This is a genomic window from Variovorax rhizosphaerae, assembly GCF_037889975.1.
Classification (GTDB): Bacteria; Pseudomonadota; Gammaproteobacteria; order Burkholderiales; family Burkholderiaceae_C; genus Variovorax; species Variovorax rhizosphaerae.
Window position 1 is genome coordinate 1 of sequence record NZ_JBBKZT010000022.1, and the last position, 17,571, is coordinate 17,571.

A 17,571-nucleotide genomic window follows, 5' to 3' on the forward strand; every position below is an offset into this window, starting at 1 on the left:
GGGCTTCCATGCGGAAGACGTGCCGCACGACGACCCGAACTTCCTGGTCGCGCTGGCGGCCTTCATGAACCGCCGCTACCGCGCCCGTGCCTCGGGCATCAGCGGCCAGCTTGATGGCCATGGCGTCAAGGTCGGCGAGAAGTTCGTCGTGGTCACGCTCGACGCCGAAGGCCGGCATGTCCATACGCCGGTTTCAGTCACCGACTTCAAGACCGGCTCCAGCGCCGTGCAGGTCGGAACGTCCACTTTCAGGATCTGCAGCTCCGCGCAACTGGGGAGCGTGCGTGTCGAAGGTGTTGTCAATGACAAGCCGTTCACGGCCCAGGTCGAGCGTGGTGCCGGCAAGAATCCGCTGGCACTGCGCGTGTCGCACAACGGCACGCAGATCGAGGCCATGGTGCTGTCGCCGCTCGGTGCACGGCTGCAGAAGCTCATGCCCTACAAGGCGCCGCCGGACCTGAGCAAGTACCTGATGTCGCCGATGCCCGGGCTCTTGGTCGAAGTGGCCGTGAAGCCCGGCCAGCAGGTGCAGGCGGGCGAGAAGCTCGCGGTGATCGAAGCGATGAAGATGGAGAACGTGCTGTTCGCCTCGCAGGACGGCGTGGTCGGCACGATCTCTGCCGGCAAGGGCGAGTCTCTGGCGGTGGACCAGGTGATCATGGAGTTCGCATGACAACGACAACCCTGCGTCCATTCAAGGTGCTGGGCATCCAGCAGATCGCCATTGGCGGGCCGGACAAGGTCAAGTTGCAGAAGCTCTGGGTCGAGATGCTCGGCCTGGAAGTCACCGGCACCTTTCGCAGCAAACGCGAGAACGTCGACGAGGACATCTGCGCGATCGGCAGCGGCCCGTTCAAGGTCGAAGTCGACCTGATGCAGCCGCTGGACCCTGACAAGAAACCGGCGGTGCACACCACGCCGCTCAATCACATCGGGCTGTGGATCGACGACCTGCCCGTGGCGGTCGAATGGCTGAGCGCCAAGGGCGTGCGCTTTGCCCCCGGTGGCATCCGCAAGGGCGCGGCGGGCTTCGACATCTGCTTCCTGCATCCGAAGGCGAATGACGAATTCCCGATCGCGGGCGAGGGTGTGTTGATCGAACTGGTCCAGGCGCCTCCCGAAGTGGTCGCGGCATTCGACGCGCTGGCCCGGTAATTTCGCAGGGTCATCCGCAGAGTGTGCGGCCAGCTGCAATGCCTGCATCGCGCGAAACGCGCGATTTCATCCGCGGTGCTCTGCGAGACAGCGTTGTCACTTCGAAGTCCGCCCGGCATGCGGTGCGCGCCGGGCGCCTTCACTGTGCCGGCCCCTTCGGGGCTTCCCTGCAGTGCGCGCGTTCGGCGGGGTCCACATGAACTCGCTTCGCTCAAACAGCATGTGGCCCTGTTGGTACCCGCATAACTTCGCTGCGCGAAGTGAGCGGATCCCCGCTACGCGAGCCGCCAAACGCTGCGCGCTTCGGCGGCACAGAGGCGGCGCCCGGCGCGCACCGCATACCGGGCTCAGGGCGTATGCGGTGGTCGATTTCCCCTTCGCCTCACCCCCGAACTCGGGTCCACTTCTGACCAACAGCAATCGCGAATGCTGTTGATCGCGTTGCTCGTTCAAGTGTTCCAGTGGGCCGGGCGTTTTCGCTTTCGCATGCTCGTGACGATGACGATGACGAGGACGAGGACGAGGACCTCCGCTCTGAGTCCGGCGCAAGCCGCTGACTGGTCGCATTTCTACGTCTGAAAGAGAACAAGTCCGCCGAACAAACCCCGAGCCCGGTATGCCAAGCGCGATGGTCGCCGCCTCTGTGCCGCCGAGGAGCGCAGTCATTTGCGGATCAGGGCTCGCAGCTGTTTGAGTGGAGCGCCAGCGGAGCGAGTTCTGCGAGACCCCGCGAATGGCGAGCACCGCAGGGGAGCCCCGAAGGGGCCGGCACAGTGAAGGCGACCAGCGTGCTTGGCATGCCGGGCGGCCTTCGCAGTGGATCCGATCTGCCAGGACGGCAGGCACGCAATCTCATGAGCACGCTCAACTCAACCGCTGCCATGCCGCGCAAATTGCGCCAGCGCTCGTGGCGTTGCAACAGACCGGGGTAGGCGATGGCCTCGACACTCCCGTCGGGCCGAAAAAGATCGCGGTCAGCGACCTTCCAGTTCAGCGCATCGTTGGATCGGGATCAGCTTGCAGCCCGTCTTGCCCTGCAGTTCGTCGAAACTCACGCCGGGCGCAAGCTCCGTGACCTTCAGGCCTTCAGGCGTCACGTCCATCACAGCCAGGTCAGTGATGATGCGATTGACCACGCCCACGCCGGTCAACGGCAAGGTGCAGGCCTCGAGGATCTTCAGGTCGGTGGTGCCGTCCTTCTTCCGCGCGACGTGCTCCATCAGGATGATCACGCGCTTGACGCCGGCCACCAGGTCCATCGCGCCGCCCATGCCCTTGACCATCTTGCCGGGAATCATCCAGTTGGCCAGATCACCCTTCGCGCTGACCTGCATCGCGCCGAGGATCGACAGGTTGATCTTGCCGCCGCGGATCATCGCGAAGCTGTCGTGGCTGCCGAAGATCGCGCTGCCAGGCAGCGTGGTCACGGTCTGCTTGCCGGCGTTGATGAGGTCGGCGTCGACCTGGTCCTCGGTCGGAAAGGGGCCGATGCCCAGCATGCCGTTCTCGCTCTGCAGCCAGACTTCCTTGTCGCCGACGAAGTTCGCCACCAGCGTGGGAATGCCGATGCCGAGGTTGACGTAGAAGCCGTCTTCGAGTTCTTGCGCCGCACGTGCGGCCATTTGGTCTTGGGTCCAGGGCATGTCAGTTTCCTTTGGTGTTGCTCACGGTGCGCTTCTCGATGCGCTTCTCGGGCGTGGCGTTGAGCACGATGCGGTGCACATAGACGCCTGGCAGATGGATATCGTCCGGTGCGATCTCGCCAACCTCGACGATCTTCTCGACCTCGACGATGCAGACCTTGCCGGCCATCGCCGCGGCCGGGTTGAAGTTGCGTGCCGTCAGGCGGAAGCGCAGGTTGCCGGACTTGTCGGCCACGTCGGCCTTGACCAGCGCCACGTCGGGCACCAGCGAGCGTTCCATGACGTAGGTTTCGCCGTCGAACTCGCGCAGTTCCTTGCCTTCGGCGACTTGCGTGCCGACGCCGGTCTTGGTGAAGAAGGCCGGGATGCCCGCGCCGCCCGCACGCAGCTTTTCGGCCAGCGTGCCCTGCGGCGTGAATTCCAGTTCCAACTCGCCGGCCAGGTACTGGCGCTCGAACTCCTTGTTCTCGCCGACGTAACTCGCGACCATCTTCTTGATCTGGCGCGTCTCCAGCAGCTTGCCGAGGCCGAAGCCATCGACGCCCGCGTTGTTGGAGATACAGGTGAGATCCTTGACGCCCGAGTCATGCAGCGCGTCGATCAGCGCCTCGGGAATGCCGCAGACGCCGAAGCCGCCGACGGCGAGAGTCTGGCCATCGGCCACGATGCCCTTGAGCGCCGCGTCGGCGGTAGTAAAAATCTTGTTTGCCATGAATGTCTCTGATAAGTGGTCGTTGGCGATCCGGCGCTCAGCGCCGATTCGCGGCCAGGGCCGTGCGGCACAAATCACGGTGCGCCGCGGAGAACAGTCCCAGCAAGCCCACGACGTAGGCCTCGCTCGTGACCGTGATGTCCCGGTTCGGGAAACCTTCCGGCTCCCATTCGGGGCCGTAGGGGGCGCTGGTGATGGACGTTGGCTGGTTTGCCGGAAAGATCGAGGCGTCGAGGGAGTTCATGTTGTCTCGCAGTGCGTGGAAGTGGTGAAGGGGGCTTCAGAAGCGCAATCGCTGATGCAACTTTAGGCACTGCAAGGATGTGGCGCTTTGCGAGTTGCGACATGCATTTCGCATTTCATGCCACTGCACATGAGGCGCATCGCCGTCCTGCGCGTGCAGGCACTGGTGTCGATACGACTTCGCCTGCGATCCAACGCAAAGCCGTATGAGACGCGACGGTATGCCTTCCACGCAAAGGCGACTCGACCATCGCGAAGTCGATCAGGGGCGGTCGGAGATCGCCGCCCGACGGGACACTCAGCCCGCAGCCGGTGCGACCGATCCGCCCACGATGCCGTGGCGCTTCAGGGATGCCGCCACGAAGCCGCTGGCCTTCATCTCCTCGACGAATGCCGCAAGCGCCGATGCGGCGCCCGGACCGCGGTCGGCGGGCACGCCCATGGCCTGCTGGATGACCATGAAACGACCCGGCAGCAGGCGCAGGCCGCCATGCTGCACCGCCCATCCGTCCAGCATGGTGCGGATGCCGGCCGCGACATCGATCCGCCCTTCCAGCAATGCCGTCAGCACGTCCGGCACATGCGTGCTGCGCTCGATGGTTGCGTGCTGAAGTTCGCGTGTCAGGAACAGGTCGTAGGCGCTGCCCGTGCCGACGCCGACGCGCAGCCCGGCGCGATCGACCTCCGTGTTGTCGCTCAGCGCGGCATCCGCCTTGACCAGGTAGCAGCCCTCGATCAGCACATAGGGCGCGGTGAAGCTCAGTCCCTCGCTGCGCGCCGGGTCGATGGCGAAGAAGCCGATGTCCGCCTTCGCGTTGCGTACGGCATCGACCGACTGCGCGGCCTTCTCGAACACCACCAGTTCGACTGCCAGTCCAAGGCGCTCACCCAACGCGCGGGCCAGGTCGATCGATACGCCGACGGGCTCGCCGCTTGCCTTGTCGCGGTTGGCGAGGATCGGATTGCCGAGGTTGATGGAAGCGCGCAACACGCCGGTGGGTGCGAAGGCGCGTGCGAGGGAAGGGTCGGTGATGAAGGTCATCGGGAAAGTGCAAGGGCAGCGGCGGGCTGCTTCTCGCGGGCTCCAGAGGGGAAGGAGCCGGCGAGTTTAAGGCGGCGCGTGGCAGCCCGCGTCGTGCGTTTTCAGGGGGCGACGATGGGCTCCAGCCCGGTCTTGCGGATGGTCGGCGCAGCGCTGGGGCTGTTGAAGTACTGGATCAGCTGGCGCGCCGCCGCCGGGTCCTTGCTGCTGGTCGAGACGCCGGCCGAGAAGATGGTTACGCGTTGCACCGCCGCTGGCAGCACGCCGATGAAGTCGATGCCCTCGATTGGCAGCAGTTCGCTGACCTGCTGCAGTCCCAGCGCCGCATCGCCGCGCGCCACGACCGTGCCGACGCGCTCGCTCAGGATGCGCTTGCTCTTGGGCTTGACCTGGTCCTCGATGCCGAGGTCCTTGAGCATCTCGGTCTCGTAGTAGGTGCCGCTGGCGCTGGCCGAATAGGCGATCGACGGCGCCGCGATCAGCGTGCGCTTGAGCGCGTCGACGGTGCTGATATCGGGCTTGGGCGTGCCCTTGCGCACTGCGAGTCCAATGGACGAGCGCACCAGGTCGACCTGGCTGCCGGGGATCACCTTGCCTTGCGTGACCAATGCATCGAGGGCGGGGCGCGCGAGGATGACGATGTCGGCGGGTTCGCCGCGCGCGAGTCGGCTGGGGATGGAGTCGCTCGCCGCGCCCATCGACGCGCCGTAGGCCGTCTGCACCTTGTAGCCGGTGGATTTCTCGAAGGCCGGCGTGAGTTCGTTGTAGGCCGCGGTGAAACCGCCCGAGGTCATGACGTTGATCGTCTTGCCGGTGCTTGGCTGGCCGGTGCCCAAGCCGGCGCAGCCGGCGAGGGCGAGCGCCGCGGCGAGAAGTGCCGCGCGGCGAGAGAGTTGGAAGATGCTGGGGCCCATGCGCTTGTCTCCTTGAGTTGGAGACAAATGCTAGAAGCCCAAGCTGTCAATCCACCGACAAAGCGCTCAGGGTAAACGCGGGTTGGTGGAACCCCGCGTGGTGGCTCAGTTCTTGTAGCTGGGGTCGACGCGATCGAGCTTGCGGATCAGCGAGGGCCAGACGAAATTGCCGCCCAGGCCGTCGGTCTGCACCTTCATTGCGTGGCCCACGCCCTCGACGATGCGCGGGTCGACCTGCGTCAGCGCGGCGCCGCCGGATTGCGCCGCGAGCTGGATCTGGCAGGTGGACTCGAAGACGTACATCGCCAGGAAGGCATCGGCCACGGTCTTGCCGCAAGTCAGCAGGCCGTGGTTGCGCAGCATGAGGTAGTTGGCGCTGCCCAAGTCGGCCTGCAGTCGCGCTTTCTCGTCGTCGCGAATGGCCACGCCTTCATAGCCGTGGTAGGCCAGCGAACTCAGCACGAAGGTGGATTGCTGGCTGATCGGCAGGATGCCGTCCTTCTGGGCGCTGACGCCGACGCCGGCGCGCGTGTGGGTGTGCAGCACGCATTGCACGTCTTCGCGCACGGCGTGGATGGCGCTGTGGATCACGAAGCCGGCCGGGTTGACCGGGTGCGGCGTGTCGATGAGCTTGTTGCAGTCCTGGTCGACCTTGACCAGGCTCGACGCGGTGATCTCGTCGAACATCAGGCCATAGGGGTTGATGAGGAAGTGATGCTCGGGGCCGGGAATGCGCGCGCTGATGTGCGTGAAGACCAGGTCGCTCCAGCCGTACATTGCGACGAGGCGATAGCAGGCGGCGAGGTCGACGCGCAGTTGCCATTCCTCGGCGGATACGAGTTTCTGAATTTCGGTCTGGGTGTTGGCGTTCATGGGATGGGTCTCCTGTGGCGTGGGGTGCGGAGACTGTAGGCTTCGGGCGCCGTGCAAACTGTCCGAAAATGGACAATGCAATATCCGCGTAAACCCTTGGTTCATCCACACGCCGCCGCTGATGTCTTCCCGTTCCAAGCTGCACCTGTCGGCTGCGCACCGCGACACGATGGGCGCCAATCCCTGGTTCGCCGGCATTCCGGTGGCGCAGCGGGAGGCCTTGCTTGGCGCGGCCGAACTGACGCACTGGCGGCGCGGGGCGATGCTGTTCCGGCAGGGCGATCCGGTCACCCTCGCGGGCACCGGCCTGTACGGGCTGGTGCGGGGGATGGTGAAGGCGTCGACGCTGCGGCACGACGGGCGCGAAGCCATCCTCTCGGTCATCGAGCCCGGCAACTGGTTTGGCGAGATTTCATTGATCGATGGGTCGCCGCGCACACACGATGCGACGGCGCTGACCGCGCTCGACATGCTGGTGGTGCCGCCCGAGGCTTTCGCTGAACTGATGCGCGACGTGGCGTTCGCCAATGCCATGGCGGCGTTGCTGGCGGCGCGGGTGCGCTTTCTCTACGCGCTGATGGAAGACGCCACGCTGCGCGACCTGCGTGCCCGCGTGGCACGGCGGCTCTGCACACTGGCGCGGGGCGATGCGACGCAATCGCTGGAGGCGCGGGACCGCGTGGCGCTGTCGCAGGAGGCGCTGGCGATGATGCTCGGGGTGACGCGGCAGACGCTTTCGGGCGAGCTCAACGCCCTGGCGCGGGAGGGGCTGATCGCGTTGGGGTACGGAAAGATCGACATCCTGTCCTTCGATGCGCTGGAACATCGCGGGAAGAATGGGTAGCAGGCTGTTGAAATACGTTTCGGGGTCGCGGCGGTGTCTTTGCGGGATGAGATGCAAGGCGCAGTGCGCCGCACGGGCTTCTGCCCGTGCAAGCGCTGCAACGCCGCAGATCGCCCGTAAAGGCACCGCCCCGAAGGGTTTGCGAGATAAAGGGCCTGCTGGGGCCTTGCGAGGCTTGGTCGTACACGCGGTACGACGCTTCGCCTCGCGCCTACCATCAGGCCATTTCTCTCGCAAACGCGACCCCGAAACGTATTTCAACAGCCTGCTATGGCTTCTCATCGATCAACCGGTCGCGATGTCCGCGCCGCGCTCTTGCAGCAAGCCGCGCAGCAGCGAGCGATGGCAGCGGGATTCGTCCTCGCAATAGCAGCCGACGGCCATGGCGCTCTGGTGCGACAGCGCCGCGAGCAGGTCAAGGCTGCGGCTGGCGTCGGCTTCGGCCATCTCGCGCTTGTAGGCGCGCGTGAAGGCGGCCCACTGCGCTGTCGTTTGCGCCTCCTGCCCGAGCTTCATCGTTTCAGCGGAGGGTGCGAGGTTGGGATACCAGACGTCGTACCAGTTCTGGCTGGCGAACTCGGCCTTGGGCACGCCGCGCGGCGGACGGCGGACGGTGCCGATGCGCAGTCCCTCGCCGGGTGCGCGTTCGGTGCCGAGGCGGACGATGCGGATGCTCATGATGGTCTCTTTTTTCAGGTGCCGACGATGCCGCCATCGCGCCGCTGGACCACCACCGTGGCGGAGCGCGGGCGGGCGCTGCCGGGGAGTTTGCCATCGGGCCAGGCGCTGTTCGGCATGCCGTCCACGCGGATTTCCCCGGGGTGCTGGATGTTGACGAACAGGGTGCGTCGGTCGGGGGTCAGGACGCAGCCGGTGATCTCGCAGCCGCTGGGGCCGGTGAGGAAGCGCTTGATGCGACCGCTGGCCGGGTCGGCGCAGAGCATGGTGTTGTTGCCGAGCGCGGCATAGGCGCCCTTGCCCATGCGCGGGCCGGCCATGTCGGTCTGGATCCAGAGCAGGCCGCCGCTGTCAATGTGCAGGCCGTCGGGATTGCCGAACACGTCGTCGTCCGGCTGGGGGTAGCGCGCGCCGGCGTCCGGCTGCCTGGGGTCGCCGGCCAGCACGAAATGGTCCCAGGCAAAGGTGGTGCTGGCCGCATCGCCGCCGTCCTCGCGCCAGCGCAGGATGCCGCCGTAGCGGTTGTTGGCGCGCGGGTTGGCCGGGTCGACCGCGGGCTTGCCCGGCTTGCCGCGGTCGGTGTTGCCGGTGAGGGTCACGTAGACCTCGCCGGTTTGCGGGTGCACGGCGATCCATTCGGGACGGTCCATCCTGGTGGCGCCAACCAGGTCGCCGGCCATGCGCGCATGCACCACCACGTCGGCGGGGTTGGCAAAGCCGTTCGCGGCTTCAAGTGCGTTGCGGCCGTGCACCAGTTCCAGCCAGTCGCCACGGCCGCCGGTGTCGAAGCGGGCGACGTAGAGCGTGCCTTGGTCGAGCACCTCGCGGTTCGCGGCGCGCGCTGCGGCATCGGTGCCGGGCGTCACCTTGTCGCGGCTCACGAACTTGTAGATGTATTCGAAGTCGGAGTCGTCGCCCATGTAGATGGCGACGCGGCCGTCCTTCGTGAGCGTGCAGGTGGCGCTTTCCTGGTGCTTGCGGCCGAGCGCGGTGCGCTTGACGGGTGTCGACTCGGGGTCGAAGGGATCGATCTCGACGACCCAGCCGAAGCGATGCGGCTCATTGGGATGCTTCGTCAGGTCGAAGCGCTCCTCCAAGCGCCAGTACTCGGCCCAGGACGACCCCGGCACGGTGCCGTAGCGCCGTTGCGCCTCGGTGGCACGCACGGCCGCCTCCTTCGGGCCGCCGAAATAGGCCTGGAAGTTTTCCTCGCAGGTGAGGTAGGTGCCCCAGGGCGTGACACCCATCGCGCAGTTGGCGAAGGTACCGAAGACCTGGTCGCCGGCCGGGTTGGCGGCGGTGCGCATGCGGGGTGTGCCTGCGGCCGGGCCGGCGATGCGCATGGGCGTGTTGCCGTGGATGCGGCGTGCATACCGGGACGGCAGCACCTGGCGCCAGCCTTCGGGCTTGCGCTCGACCTCGATGACCGAGACGCCCATCGCGTGCAGGGACTTGCGCACCTTGTCGGCGGTCCATGGGTTGGTGCCGTCGGTGTGCAGCAGTTGATCGTCGGTGTACTCGTGGTTCATCACGAGGAGGCCGCGGTCCGGGCCCATCGCGAAGAAGTGCATGCCGTCATGGTGCATGCCTGCCTGCACGGCCTGGTCGGCGGCGCTGTTCGATGCATCGGGTGCAAACGGCGGCATGGCCCCTGCGATGCCTGTCGGTGAGCCCCACGGGTAGAGCACCTGGTGCTGGTATTCGGACGGCACGGTCACGGCATCGGTCAGCGAGGCGGGTACGCCGGTGAAGCCCAGCGTGGTGCCTTGCGCGGGCAAGGCGCTGGTGCAGCCTTCGCCCAGCAGGGCCACCACTGCGGCTGCGGCGCCGGTCTTGAAAAGGTGTCGACGGTCGAGGGTCATGTTGAGCGGTCAGGCAAGAGTGGCAGCACGCAAACGTCCGGTGCAGCATGAAGGCGTCGCCGTGCAGGATAAGAGCGTCGCTCTTGAAGCATGGGAGCGCCGCCCCTGCAGCATCGGAGCGTCGCCCTTCCAGCATGGGAGCGTCGCCCCTGCAGCATAGGAGCGTCGCCCCTGCGACGCGCCATCATCGCCGCCGAAGGTGCCACGCCGGATACTCGGGAAAAGGAGACTCCGATGATGAACGATCGTATCGAATGGACGCGCCACGCGGATGGCGTGGTCGAACTGCAACTGGTGCGCAGCGACAAGATGAACGCGCTGGACCCGGCTATGTTCGACGCGCTGATCGAGGCGGGCGAGGCGCTGCGGCATGACCCCGCCGTGCGCGCCGTGGTCATCGCCGGCCGCGGCAAGGCTTTCTGTGCCGGGCTCGACATGCAGTCCTTCGAGCGCATGCAGAAGGCCGAGGGGGGCCAGGTGCTGGGCGAGGGTGCGGCCGGCGCCGACCTGGTGACGCGCACCCATGGGATCGCCAATGCGGCGCAGCAGGTGGCCTGGGTGTGGCGCCAGGTGCCGGTGCCGGTGATCGCGGCGGTGCACGGCGTGGCCTTCGGCGGCGGCCTGCAGGTGGCGCTGGGGGCGGACGTGCGCATCGTCGCGCCGGACACGAAGATGTCGGTCATGGAGATCAAGTGGGGCCTGGTGCCCGACATGGCCGGCCTGGTGCTGATGCGCGAACTGGCGCGCGCGGACGTGGTGCGTGAGCTGACCTACACCGGCCGGATCTTCTCCGGCGAAGAAGCCTTGCGCATCGGCTTTGCCACGCGCCTCGCGGCCGACCCGCTGGCCGAGGCGCTGCAGATGGCCCACGAGATCGCGGCGAAGAGTCCGCATGCGATTCGCGCGGGCAAGCGCTTGCTGAATGCGTCGATGCAGCTGGACGATGCAGCCTTGCTGCTGGCGGAATCGGTGGAACAGAAGGCACTGATCGGCAGCGCCAACCAGGCGGAGGCGGTCAGGGCGAACATGGAGAAGCGGGCGCCCCGCTTCGCCGACCCGGCCTGATACGACTTCGCAATCAAACGCAGAACCGCGTTGGATCGCCTTGCCGTGCTACAGCACTGTCTGCGGCGCTCCGCCTTTTTCTGCGCTTGATTGCGATGTCATATGAAAGCTATACGCCGATGTAGCGCACGACCTCGTGGTCGGGCGCCCGGTCGGTGACCAGCTCGTTGACCGGGTGCGCGTTGTCGGCCCAGCCGATCGACATGCCGGTGAACAGCATGCGCTCGGGCGGCAGTTGCAGCGTGCGGCCGATGGTCTCGGGGTAGATCGCCCAGCATTCCTGCGCGCAGCTGTCCAGCCCTTCCTCGCGCAGCAGCAGCATGACCGTCTGCAGGAACATGCCGCAGTCCGACCACTGTGGCGGGCCCATGCGGCGGTCGATGGAGCAGAACAGCGCCATCGGCGCGCCGAAGAATGCGAAGTTGTTGGCAAACCAGCGCAGGCGCGCGGCCTTGTCGTCACGCGGGATGCCCAGGCGCGCGTACATCGCCTCGCCGACCTGGAAGCGACGGTCGCGCCAGGGGGAGCCCAGTGCCGGGGGATAGACGTCGTAGGCCGGTGCTTCCTGCACGCGTTCGCGCAGGTTCCGTTGCATCTCGGCCTTGAGCGCGGCGAGCGGCTCGCCGGCCATCACGTCGATGTGCCAGGGCTGCAGGTTGCCGCCCGAGGGCGCGCGCGCGGCCAGCGAGAGCACCTTGCGGATGGTTTCTGGCGGTACGGGATCGGGGAGGAAGGACCGGATGGAGCGGCGCGAGGTGACGGCTTCGTGGACATGCATGGTGCGGCTGATTCTGGCCGATGTCGGCGGGCAGGGTCCGGCGCTGCAACGCCCTCAAATAATTGCCCAGGGTGTGCACCATGTCACCACGGCAGTACCAGCATGCGTCGTAGGTTGACCGACCCTGCCGCAGACTTGGAGGATGTCTTTCCGATTGCTACAGCGCCTCATGCGGGCCCAGCTCCCGATCCACCTGTCCACGGGCGAGGAGATCGACAAATTGCGCGTGCTGATGCTCGCAGGGCTGGTGAAGGGCGAGATCGATGCACCCGTGCGCGCCGTGTCGGGCCAGACGCAGGTCTCTGCCGCGGTGTACGAGATCACGCCGATCGGGCGGGTCATGGCGAGCAAGTTTCCTGTCCGCTGAAGAAGGGTGCGGACGGCGATTTCGGGCCTCCATTCATTGGCTCTGCCGAGGTCGCCCGGTATTCCAGGCGCGCTGGTCGCCTTCACTGCGCCGGCCCCTTCGGGGCTCCCTCTGGTGCGCGCGTTTCGCGGGGTCCACGTGAACTCGCTTCGCTCAAACAGCACGTGGCCCTATCCGCGAAACGCTGCGCTCCTCGGCGGCACAGAGGCGGCGCCCATCGCGTACCGCATGCCGGGCAGACTTTGACGTGAGCGCGAATTAGACAGCCTTCATTGCAAACACTTGCGTTTGTTTGCGTAGGAATACGCCCACATCAAGAGTTGGCTTCCCGCATTTGAGTCTGACGTTGGCGGACACTAACGTCCTCGCACCTTCAAGTTTCGGAGACATGCGATGAGCGACGCGATCTACTGTTTCGACACGGCGGCGGTGAAGTTCGCGATCTATCCCGAGGGCGGCGATGGGCCGCGCATCATCGCGGAGATCGGCGAAGACCCGCTGCGCCATCACTTCGGCGCGACCGGGGGCGGCGACTCGCTGGTCGATGCCTTCGTGAGCCACGCGCCCACGATCGAGAGCACGGCGCTGAAACGTTACCGCGCCGAGCCGCACAAGCCGGTGTTCCTGTCCAGCGAGGACTTTGAACTCGCTGAACAGATCAGGGTGTAGATCAGGGCGTCAGCGCGCCCGGCACCGAGTTCTGCGGCAGCCGGCCCAGCACCCGCTGGATCTGCCACAGCAGCTTGAGCGGCTGCAGCGGCTTGGCGCAGTGGGCGTCGAAGCCGGCCTCCAGCGCCTGGTGCTGGTCCCGGTCGCGCGCGAAGGCGGTCAGGGCGATGGCCTGCATATGGTGGCCGCTGGCTTCTTCGCGCTTCCGGATCTCACGGATCAGCGTGTAGCCGTCCTTGCCGGGCATGCCGATGTCGCTGACCAGCACGTCGGGCGTCATCATCTCGAGCAATTCCAGCGCCGCGTCGCAACTGTGCGCGGTCGCCACCTGACCGCCGCGGTCCGACAGGATCATCTGCAGCATGGCATTGGACTCGGCATCGTCGTCGACGATCAGCAGGTTGACGCCGTGCAGCGAGGCCATCTCGGCGGGCTGTGCATCGGGCGACGCATCCTCGCTCCCGGCCACGCCGGGCGGGGCGGTGGCTGACACCGGCAGCCACACGCGGAAGGTCGTGCCCTGGTCGACGCCGGCGCTTTCCACGCTGACGCTGCCGCCGTGCGCCTCGACCAGTTGCTTGACGATGGCCAGGCCGAGGCCCAGGCCGCCGCGCTGCCGGTTGCTGGAGGCGTCGCCCTGGGCAAAGCGGTCGAACACCATCGGCAGGAAGCGGGGCTCGATGCCCTGTCCCTGGTCCGAGACGACCAGCGTCACGCCTTCCTCGGACTCGGTCAGGCCGACCGTGATGCCGCCGCCGCGCGGGGAGAACTTGATGGCATTGCTGATCAGGTTCCAGAGGATCTGCTGCAGCCGCGCGCGGTCCGCGAAGATCGGCCGGAAGGGCGGGGCGAGTTCGAGCTTGAGCACATGCGCGCTTTCGTCGATGGCCGGGCGCATCGCCTCGATCACGTTTTCCACCACTTCCGACGGGTCGACCGATTCGAAGATCAGCGGCAGCTTGCCCAGGTTCAACCGCGACATGTCGAGCAGGTCGGTGATCAGCTTGGCCTGGATGCGCCCGTTGCTTTCGATGGCGCGCAGGCCGCGCAGGATCTCCTCGCTGGCGCCGCGCTTCTGCAGCAGGTGGGCCCATCCCATGATGACGTTGAGCGGCGCGCGCAGCTCGTGTGAAAGCACTGCGATGAGGTCGTCCTTCATGCGGCTGATCTGCTCGGCCTCGCCGCGCGCGGCGCGTTCGCGGTCGAGCAACTGCTTGCGCTGCTCCTCCAGCATCACGCGTTCGGAGATGTCGATGGCGACCGCCATGTTGACCTTGCGCTCGATGTGCGGGGACACGCTCCATTCCAGGTGCACCAGGCTGCCGTCGGGCCGCATCGCGGGGAACTCGCGGCGCTGCGGGGTGTCGATGGTGCCGCGCATGTACTCGTCGACCATCGGGGCCAGTTCGGGCGGGACGAACTCCTTCAGCGCATGGCCGTTGACCTCGTCCGCGGTGCGGCCCAGCAGCGTCAGCAAGGCGGCGTTGGCGTCGATCAAGCGGCCTTCCTCGTCGAGCAGGCCGATGCCGGTGAGCGTGTGGGAATAGATGGCGCGGAACTTGGTCTCGCTGCGGCGCATCGCTTCTTCCGCGACGCGTGCGCGCACCAGCGCCTGCACGGTCGCGACCAGCACCGCCGGTTCCACCGGGCGGGTGAGGTAGGCGTCGGCGCCGGAGTCCAGGCCGCGCACCTTGTCCTCGTCGGTGACGTAGGCGGCGGTCAGGTGCAGCACGGGCAGGCGGTGGGTCTGCGGCCGGGAGCGCAGGCGGCGGCACAGCTCGAAGCCGTCGATGTCGGGCAGGTGCACATCCAGCACCATGGCCGAGATGTTGTCGTCGGCCATGCGCAGGCCTTCGGCGCCGGTGGCGGCCTCGCGTGTCCGGAAGCCGGCAGCGCGCAGGGTTCGCGCCGTCGCATAGCGGCTGGCCGGGTCGTCATCGACGATCAGCAGTTCGTGCAGAGACCGGTCGATCGGCCGGAATTCGGGTGTGTCTTCGCTCATGACGGGTTTCCGTTGCCCGGTGAAGGCTTCCTCGCATCGGGCAGTCGCACGGGCAGTGTGATGAAAAACGTGGAGCCCTTTCCAAGCTCGCTGCGCACGCCGACGTGGCCGCCGAGCAGTTCGGCAAGACGCTTGCTCAGCGACAGGCCGAGGCCGGTGCCACGCAGCCGCTTCTGGATGGGCGAGTCGAGTTGCGCGTAGTCGTGGAAGATCGACGAGAGGAACTCCGGCGCAATGCCGATGCCGCTGTCGGCGACCGAGAAGGTCACGGTGTCGTCCGGCTCCACCGCGGCCGATACGCGAACCTCGCCCGCGGCGGTGAACTTGAGCGCGTTGGAGATGAAGTTGCGCAGGATCTGCGACAGCTTCTTGTCATCGGTGAAGAGCCTGATGGACTGCTGCGGCTCCTCGAAGATCAGCATGACGTCCGGGTTGGTGAGCACCGGCTTGAACATGCCGCGCAGTGCGGAGAACAGGTCGAGCATGTCGAACCATTCGGGCGAGATGTCGATGCGGCCGGCCTCGACCTTGGCCAGGTCGAGCAGGTCGTCGACCATGTCGGAGAACTCGGTGGCGGTGGTGCGGATGAACTCCACCTGCCGGCGCTGCTCCGGTGTCAGCGGCCCGTCGATCTCGTCGAGCAACAGGCGCGCGAGGCTGCGGAAGGTGGACAGCGGCGTGCGGAATTCATGGCTCATGTACGCGAGGAAGCGGCTCTTGAGCTCCGTCGCCTGGCGCAGTTGCTGGGCCTGCGTGTCGAGTTCCGCATAGAGCGCGAGCACGCCGCGGTTGGTTTCGTCGAGCTCGGCTTGCAGGGCCTCGATCTGCTGCGCCTGATCGGCCGTGACAGCCGTGAGGGCGGCAAGGTCCCCGGTCGGCACAGCACTCGGGGCCGCGCTCAGGTCGGCACTCATGCGCCTTGCTCCCGTGCCCGCTTGATCACCACCACGGTCGCGTCGTCGCGGCCGCGCAGGCCGCTGCGCAGCAGCCAGCCGGCGATCAGCGTGGGGTCTTGCTGGAGGATGCCGCGTGCGCCGTCGATGTTCCAGCGCGAGGTGATGCCGTCGGAGTGCAGCACGACCATTGCATGGTCGGGCCACGGATAGCTGGCGTCGGCGAGCTTGCGGACCTGCACGCCCAGCGTGCCGTGCTGCGACATCAGCGTGCGGTCGTCCACGCCGGAGAGGAGGCGCCCGGCGATGTTGCCGGCGCCGGCGAACAGCAGCGAGTTGGCCGTTGCATCCAGTTCGGCGATGGCGACCGCGGCGCCGCGGGTCGATCGCATCAGCGCGTGTGCGCGTTCCAGCACGGCATGCGGCGCGCCGTTGGCGGTGGCGAAGACTTGCGTGGCGGCCTGCGAGGCCTCGGCCGCCTGCGGACCGTGGCCGAGCCCGTCGGCCACCATGACCCGCGCCTTGCTGCCATTCATGCGAACGGCCCAGCTGTCGCCGCAGACCGTCTCGCCCGGTGCCGGGATGCAGATGCCGCCCACGCTGAAGGTCTGGCCCTGGCCTTGACCATGGGTGAAGGCGCCTGCGGTCGCGGGCTTCGCATGGATGCGCGCGACGATGGCCGTGCCGTTGCCGGGCAACGAGAAGATGTGGAAGTCGTTCGCCAGCCTGCGCACCGCGCCCAGCCCGGTGCCGGGGCTGCCTCCGGTCGAGTGGCCGTCGGCCAGGGATTGCCGCAGGTCGGTGATGCCCGGGCCGTGGTCCAGCGACAGGATCTCGAGCGTCCCGCCCGCATCGTTGGCGGTGCAGCCGAGCAGCAGCATGCCGTCTTTGGCATGCCTCGCGAGGTTGGTGCCGAGCTCGGTCACCACCAGCGCGGCGCGACCGGCGGACAGTTCGTCGAAGCCCATTTCAAGCGTCAGCCGGGCCGCGGCGCGACGTGCCTCGCCCACCTGGGTCGGCTCGATGACCGGAATGGCCAGGTGCGGCCCCATGGCTTTCATTTCCATCGGGTGATGGTCACGCAGGTGCCTTCGCCGGGCACGGTGCGCAGGTCGAATTCATTGACCAGCCTGCGGCTGCCCGAGAGGCCGACGCCCAGGCCCTTGCCCGAAGTCCAGCCGTCGGTCAGGGCCAGGTCCACGTCGGGAATGCCGGGGCCCTTGTCCTCGAAGGCGAGGCGCAGGCCGGCGCGGCCGCTGTTGGCGACGATGCTCCAGCGCATCTCGCCGCCGCCGCCGTACACCACCGTGTTGCGCGAGAGTTCGCTGGCCGCGGTGATCATCTTGGTCTGGTCGACCAGCGAGAACTTCAACTCCTGCGTCAGCTTGCGCACGGTCTGCCGGCTCATGACGATGTCATGCTCCGTCCGCAAAGGCATCGCGCCCTCAGTCGACGAGGTCATGGTCGCCTTCCCCGTCGCGCAGGCGCAGCATGGCCATGCCGCGTTCCACGTTCAGCGCGGTGCGGACGCCGTCGAGCGACAGGCCGAGTTCGACCAGCGTGATGGCCACGGCGGGCTGCATGCCGACCACCACCGTGGTCGCGTCCAGCACGCTGGCGATGCCCGAGATGCTGGCCAGCATGCGGCCGATGAAGGAGTCGACGATCTCCAGCGCGGAAATGTCGATGAGCACGCCGGTGGCGCCGGTGGATTCGATGGTGGCGGACAAGTCGTCCTGCAATTGCAGGGCCACCTGGTCCTGCAGGTCGACCTGGATGGTGACGAGCAGGCACTTGCCCATCTTCAGAATGGGAATGCGTTCCATGGCGT

General features: G+C 66.9%; 20 protein-coding genes. 6 read left to right on the top strand and 14 right to left on the bottom strand.

The features are described from left to right. Both WKW82_RS32245 and WKW82_RS32250 read left to right on the top strand, forming a co-directional pair. Positions 1 to 673: biotin/lipoyl-containing protein (locus WKW82_RS32245; protein ID WP_340346952.1), on the top strand; the 673-nt coding region annotated here is incomplete at its 5' end. Then, positions 670 to 1,155, top strand: a complete 486-nt coding sequence (locus tag WKW82_RS32250; RefSeq protein WP_340346954.1) for a VOC family protein — start codon at positions 670 to 672, stop codon at positions 1,153 to 1,155. The genes WKW82_RS32245 and WKW82_RS32250, both read left to right, overlap by 4 nt. Positions 1,156 to 2,129: 974 nt before the next feature. Here WKW82_RS32250 and WKW82_RS32255 read toward each other — a convergent pair. The 6 genes from WKW82_RS32255 to WKW82_RS32280 all read right to left on the bottom strand — a co-directional run bounded on the left by WKW82_RS32255 (position 2,130) and on the right by WKW82_RS32280 (position 6,582). Then, positions 2,130 to 2,798 carry a 3-oxoacid CoA-transferase subunit B gene (locus tag WKW82_RS32255; protein ID WP_340346955.1) on the bottom strand — a complete coding sequence of 223 codons (669 nt, stop codon included), beginning with the start codon at positions 2,796 to 2,798 and terminating at the stop codon, positions 2,130 to 2,132. Position 2,799: 1 nt separating this feature from the next. Then, on the bottom strand, positions 2,800 to 3,510 hold the full coding sequence (locus WKW82_RS32260) for a CoA transferase subunit A (protein ID WP_340346956.1): 711 nt from the start codon (positions 3,508 to 3,510) through the stop codon (positions 2,800 to 2,802). A gap of 37 nt (positions 3,511 to 3,547) precedes the next feature. Next, entirely contained in the window at positions 3,548 to 3,754 is a 207-nt protein-coding gene (locus WKW82_RS32265; protein WP_340346958.1) for a hypothetical protein, read from the bottom strand. 297 nt (positions 3,755 to 4,051) lie between these two features. After that, a complete protein-coding gene (locus WKW82_RS32270; protein ID WP_340346960.1) occupies positions 4,052 to 4,795 on the bottom strand; it encodes a transporter substrate-binding domain-containing protein in 744 nt (247 codons plus the stop codon). A gap of 101 nt (positions 4,796 to 4,896) precedes the next feature. After that, positions 4,897 to 5,709: a substrate-binding domain-containing protein gene (locus tag WKW82_RS32275; RefSeq protein WP_340346961.1), complete on the bottom strand. Its 813-nt coding sequence runs from the start codon at positions 5,707 to 5,709 to the stop codon at positions 4,897 to 4,899. A 105-nt stretch (positions 5,710 to 5,814) separates the two neighbouring features. After that, positions 5,815 to 6,582, bottom strand: a complete 768-nt coding sequence (locus WKW82_RS32280) for a class II aldolase/adducin family protein (protein WP_340346962.1) — start codon at positions 6,580 to 6,582, stop codon at positions 5,815 to 5,817. A 121-nt stretch (positions 6,583 to 6,703) separates the two neighbouring features. Here WKW82_RS32280 and WKW82_RS32285 point away from each other — a divergent pair, with 121 nt between their 5' ends. After that, entirely contained in the window at positions 6,704 to 7,426 is a 723-nt protein-coding gene (locus WKW82_RS32285; RefSeq protein ID WP_340346964.1) for a Crp/Fnr family transcriptional regulator, read from the top strand. Positions 7,427 to 7,711: 285 nt separating this feature from the next. On the opposite strand, the gene WKW82_RS32290 is transcribed toward WKW82_RS32285, so the two are convergent. Beyond that, complete coding sequence (locus WKW82_RS32290; RefSeq protein ID WP_340346965.1) at positions 7,712 to 8,104, bottom strand: DUF488 domain-containing protein; 393 nt, start codon at positions 8,102 to 8,104, stop codon at positions 7,712 to 7,714. A 14-nt stretch (positions 8,105 to 8,118) separates the two neighbouring features. After that, complete coding sequence (locus WKW82_RS32295; protein WP_340346967.1) at positions 8,119 to 9,966, bottom strand: PhoX family protein; 1,848 nt, start codon at positions 9,964 to 9,966, stop codon at positions 8,119 to 8,121. A 237-nt stretch (positions 9,967 to 10,203) separates the two neighbouring features. On the opposite strand from WKW82_RS32295, the gene WKW82_RS32300 reads away from it, so the two are divergent. Continuing rightward, positions 10,204 to 11,031, top strand: coding sequence for a crotonase/enoyl-CoA hydratase family protein (locus tag WKW82_RS32300; RefSeq protein ID WP_340346969.1), 828 nt, complete (start codon positions 10,204 to 10,206; stop codon positions 11,029 to 11,031). A gap of 109 nt (positions 11,032 to 11,140) precedes the next feature. On the opposite strand, the gene WKW82_RS32305 is transcribed toward WKW82_RS32300, so the two are convergent. Next, positions 11,141 to 11,809: a nitroreductase gene (locus WKW82_RS32305; RefSeq protein ID WP_340346970.1), complete on the bottom strand. Its 669-nt coding sequence runs from the start codon at positions 11,807 to 11,809 to the stop codon at positions 11,141 to 11,143. 169 nt (positions 11,810 to 11,978) lie between these two features. Here WKW82_RS32305 and WKW82_RS32310 point away from each other — a divergent pair, with 169 nt between their 5' ends. Together WKW82_RS32310 and WKW82_RS32315 are read left to right on the top strand one after the other, a co-directional pair. Further along, positions 11,979 to 12,176 (top strand): hypothetical protein, encoded by a 198-nt coding sequence (locus WKW82_RS32310; protein WP_340346971.1) that lies wholly within the window; start codon positions 11,979 to 11,981, stop codon positions 12,174 to 12,176. 393 nt (positions 12,177 to 12,569) lie between these two features. Continuing rightward, positions 12,570 to 12,845: a hypothetical protein gene (locus tag WKW82_RS32315; RefSeq protein WP_340346973.1), complete on the top strand. Its 276-nt coding sequence runs from the start codon at positions 12,570 to 12,572 to the stop codon at positions 12,843 to 12,845. 1 nt (position 12,846) lies between these two features. Here the strand turns inward: WKW82_RS32315 and WKW82_RS32320 are convergent, their stop codons facing one another. From WKW82_RS32320 to WKW82_RS32340, 5 genes are read right to left on the bottom strand one after another with little or no spacing between them, the layout of a single operon-like run. Continuing rightward, positions 12,847 to 14,847: a hybrid sensor histidine kinase/response regulator gene (locus WKW82_RS32320; protein WP_340346974.1), complete on the bottom strand. Its 2,001-nt coding sequence runs from the start codon at positions 14,845 to 14,847 to the stop codon at positions 12,847 to 12,849. After that, positions 14,844 to 15,761, bottom strand: a complete 918-nt coding sequence (locus WKW82_RS32325; protein WP_340346975.1) for a sensor histidine kinase — start codon at positions 15,759 to 15,761, stop codon at positions 14,844 to 14,846. Before WKW82_RS32325 ends, WKW82_RS32320 begins: the two co-directional genes overlap by 4 nt. Beyond that, positions 15,758 to 16,807, bottom strand: coding sequence for a SpoIIE family protein phosphatase (locus WKW82_RS32330; RefSeq protein WP_340346977.1), 1,050 nt, complete (start codon positions 16,805 to 16,807; stop codon positions 15,758 to 15,760). The genes WKW82_RS32325 and WKW82_RS32330 overlap by 4 nt, the downstream gene beginning before the upstream one ends. Continuing rightward, positions 16,798 to 17,202, bottom strand: a complete 405-nt coding sequence (locus tag WKW82_RS32335) for an anti-sigma regulatory factor (RefSeq protein WP_340346978.1) — start codon at positions 17,200 to 17,202, stop codon at positions 16,798 to 16,800. Before WKW82_RS32335 ends, WKW82_RS32330 begins: the two co-directional genes overlap by 10 nt. After that, positions 17,186 to 17,566 (bottom strand): STAS domain-containing protein, encoded by a 381-nt coding sequence (locus WKW82_RS32340; RefSeq protein ID WP_340346979.1) that lies wholly within the window; start codon positions 17,564 to 17,566, stop codon positions 17,186 to 17,188. Before WKW82_RS32340 ends, WKW82_RS32335 begins: the two co-directional genes overlap by 17 nt. Between the last annotated feature and the right edge of the window lie 5 nt (positions 17,567 to 17,571).

Bases quoted from the DNA above. Each gene is read 5' to 3' on its own strand.
- WKW82_RS32320 (WP_340346974.1), bottom strand. From the start codon at position 14,847: ATGAGCGAAGACACACCCGAATTCCGGCCGATCGACCGGTCTCTGCAC.
- WKW82_RS32295 (WP_340346967.1), bottom strand. From the start codon at position 9,966: ATGACCCTCGACCGTCGACACCTTTTCAAGACCGGCGCCGCAGCCGCA.
- WKW82_RS32250 (WP_340346954.1), top strand. From the start codon at position 670: ATGACAACGACAACCCTGCGTCCATTCAAGGTGCTGGGCATCCAGCAG.
- WKW82_RS32340 (WP_340346979.1), bottom strand. From the start codon at position 17,566: ATGGAACGCATTCCCATTCTGAAGATGGGCAAGTGCCTGCTCGTCACC.
- WKW82_RS32265 (WP_340346958.1), bottom strand. From the start codon at position 3,754: ATGAACTCCCTCGACGCCTCGATCTTTCCGGCAAACCAGCCAACGTCC.
- WKW82_RS32275 (WP_340346961.1), bottom strand. From the start codon at position 5,709: ATGGGCCCCAGCATCTTCCAACTCTCTCGCCGCGCGGCACTTCTCGCC.
- WKW82_RS32315 (WP_340346973.1), top strand. From the start codon at position 12,570: ATGAGCGACGCGATCTACTGTTTCGACACGGCGGCGGTGAAGTTCGCG.
- WKW82_RS32335 (WP_340346978.1), bottom strand. From the start codon at position 17,202: ATGACCTCGTCGACTGAGGGCGCGATGCCTTTGCGGACGGAGCATGAC.
- WKW82_RS32255 (WP_340346955.1), bottom strand. From the start codon at position 2,798: ATGCCCTGGACCCAAGACCAAATGGCCGCACGTGCGGCGCAAGAACTC.
- WKW82_RS32280 (WP_340346962.1), bottom strand. From the start codon at position 6,582: ATGAACGCCAACACCCAGACCGAAATTCAGAAACTCGTATCCGCCGAG.
- WKW82_RS32285 (WP_340346964.1), top strand. From the start codon at position 6,704: ATGTCTTCCCGTTCCAAGCTGCACCTGTCGGCTGCGCACCGCGACACG.
- WKW82_RS32310 (WP_340346971.1), top strand. From the start codon at position 11,979: ATGCGGGCCCAGCTCCCGATCCACCTGTCCACGGGCGAGGAGATCGAC.
- WKW82_RS32305 (WP_340346970.1), bottom strand. From the start codon at position 11,809: ATGCATGTCCACGAAGCCGTCACCTCGCGCCGCTCCATCCGGTCCTTC.
- WKW82_RS32290 (WP_340346965.1), bottom strand. From the start codon at position 8,104: ATGAGCATCCGCATCGTCCGCCTCGGCACCGAACGCGCACCCGGCGAG.
- WKW82_RS32260 (WP_340346956.1), bottom strand. From the start codon at position 3,510: ATGGCAAACAAGATTTTTACTACCGCCGACGCGGCGCTCAAGGGCATC.
- WKW82_RS32270 (WP_340346960.1), bottom strand. From the start codon at position 4,795: ATGACCTTCATCACCGACCCTTCCCTCGCACGCGCCTTCGCACCCACC.
- WKW82_RS32325 (WP_340346975.1), bottom strand. From the start codon at position 15,761: ATGAGTGCCGACCTGAGCGCGGCCCCGAGTGCTGTGCCGACCGGGGAC.
- WKW82_RS32300 (WP_340346969.1), top strand. From the start codon at position 10,204: ATGAACGATCGTATCGAATGGACGCGCCACGCGGATGGCGTGGTCGAA.
- WKW82_RS32330 (WP_340346977.1), bottom strand. From the start codon at position 16,807: ATGGAAATGAAAGCCATGGGGCCGCACCTGGCCATTCCGGTCATCGAG.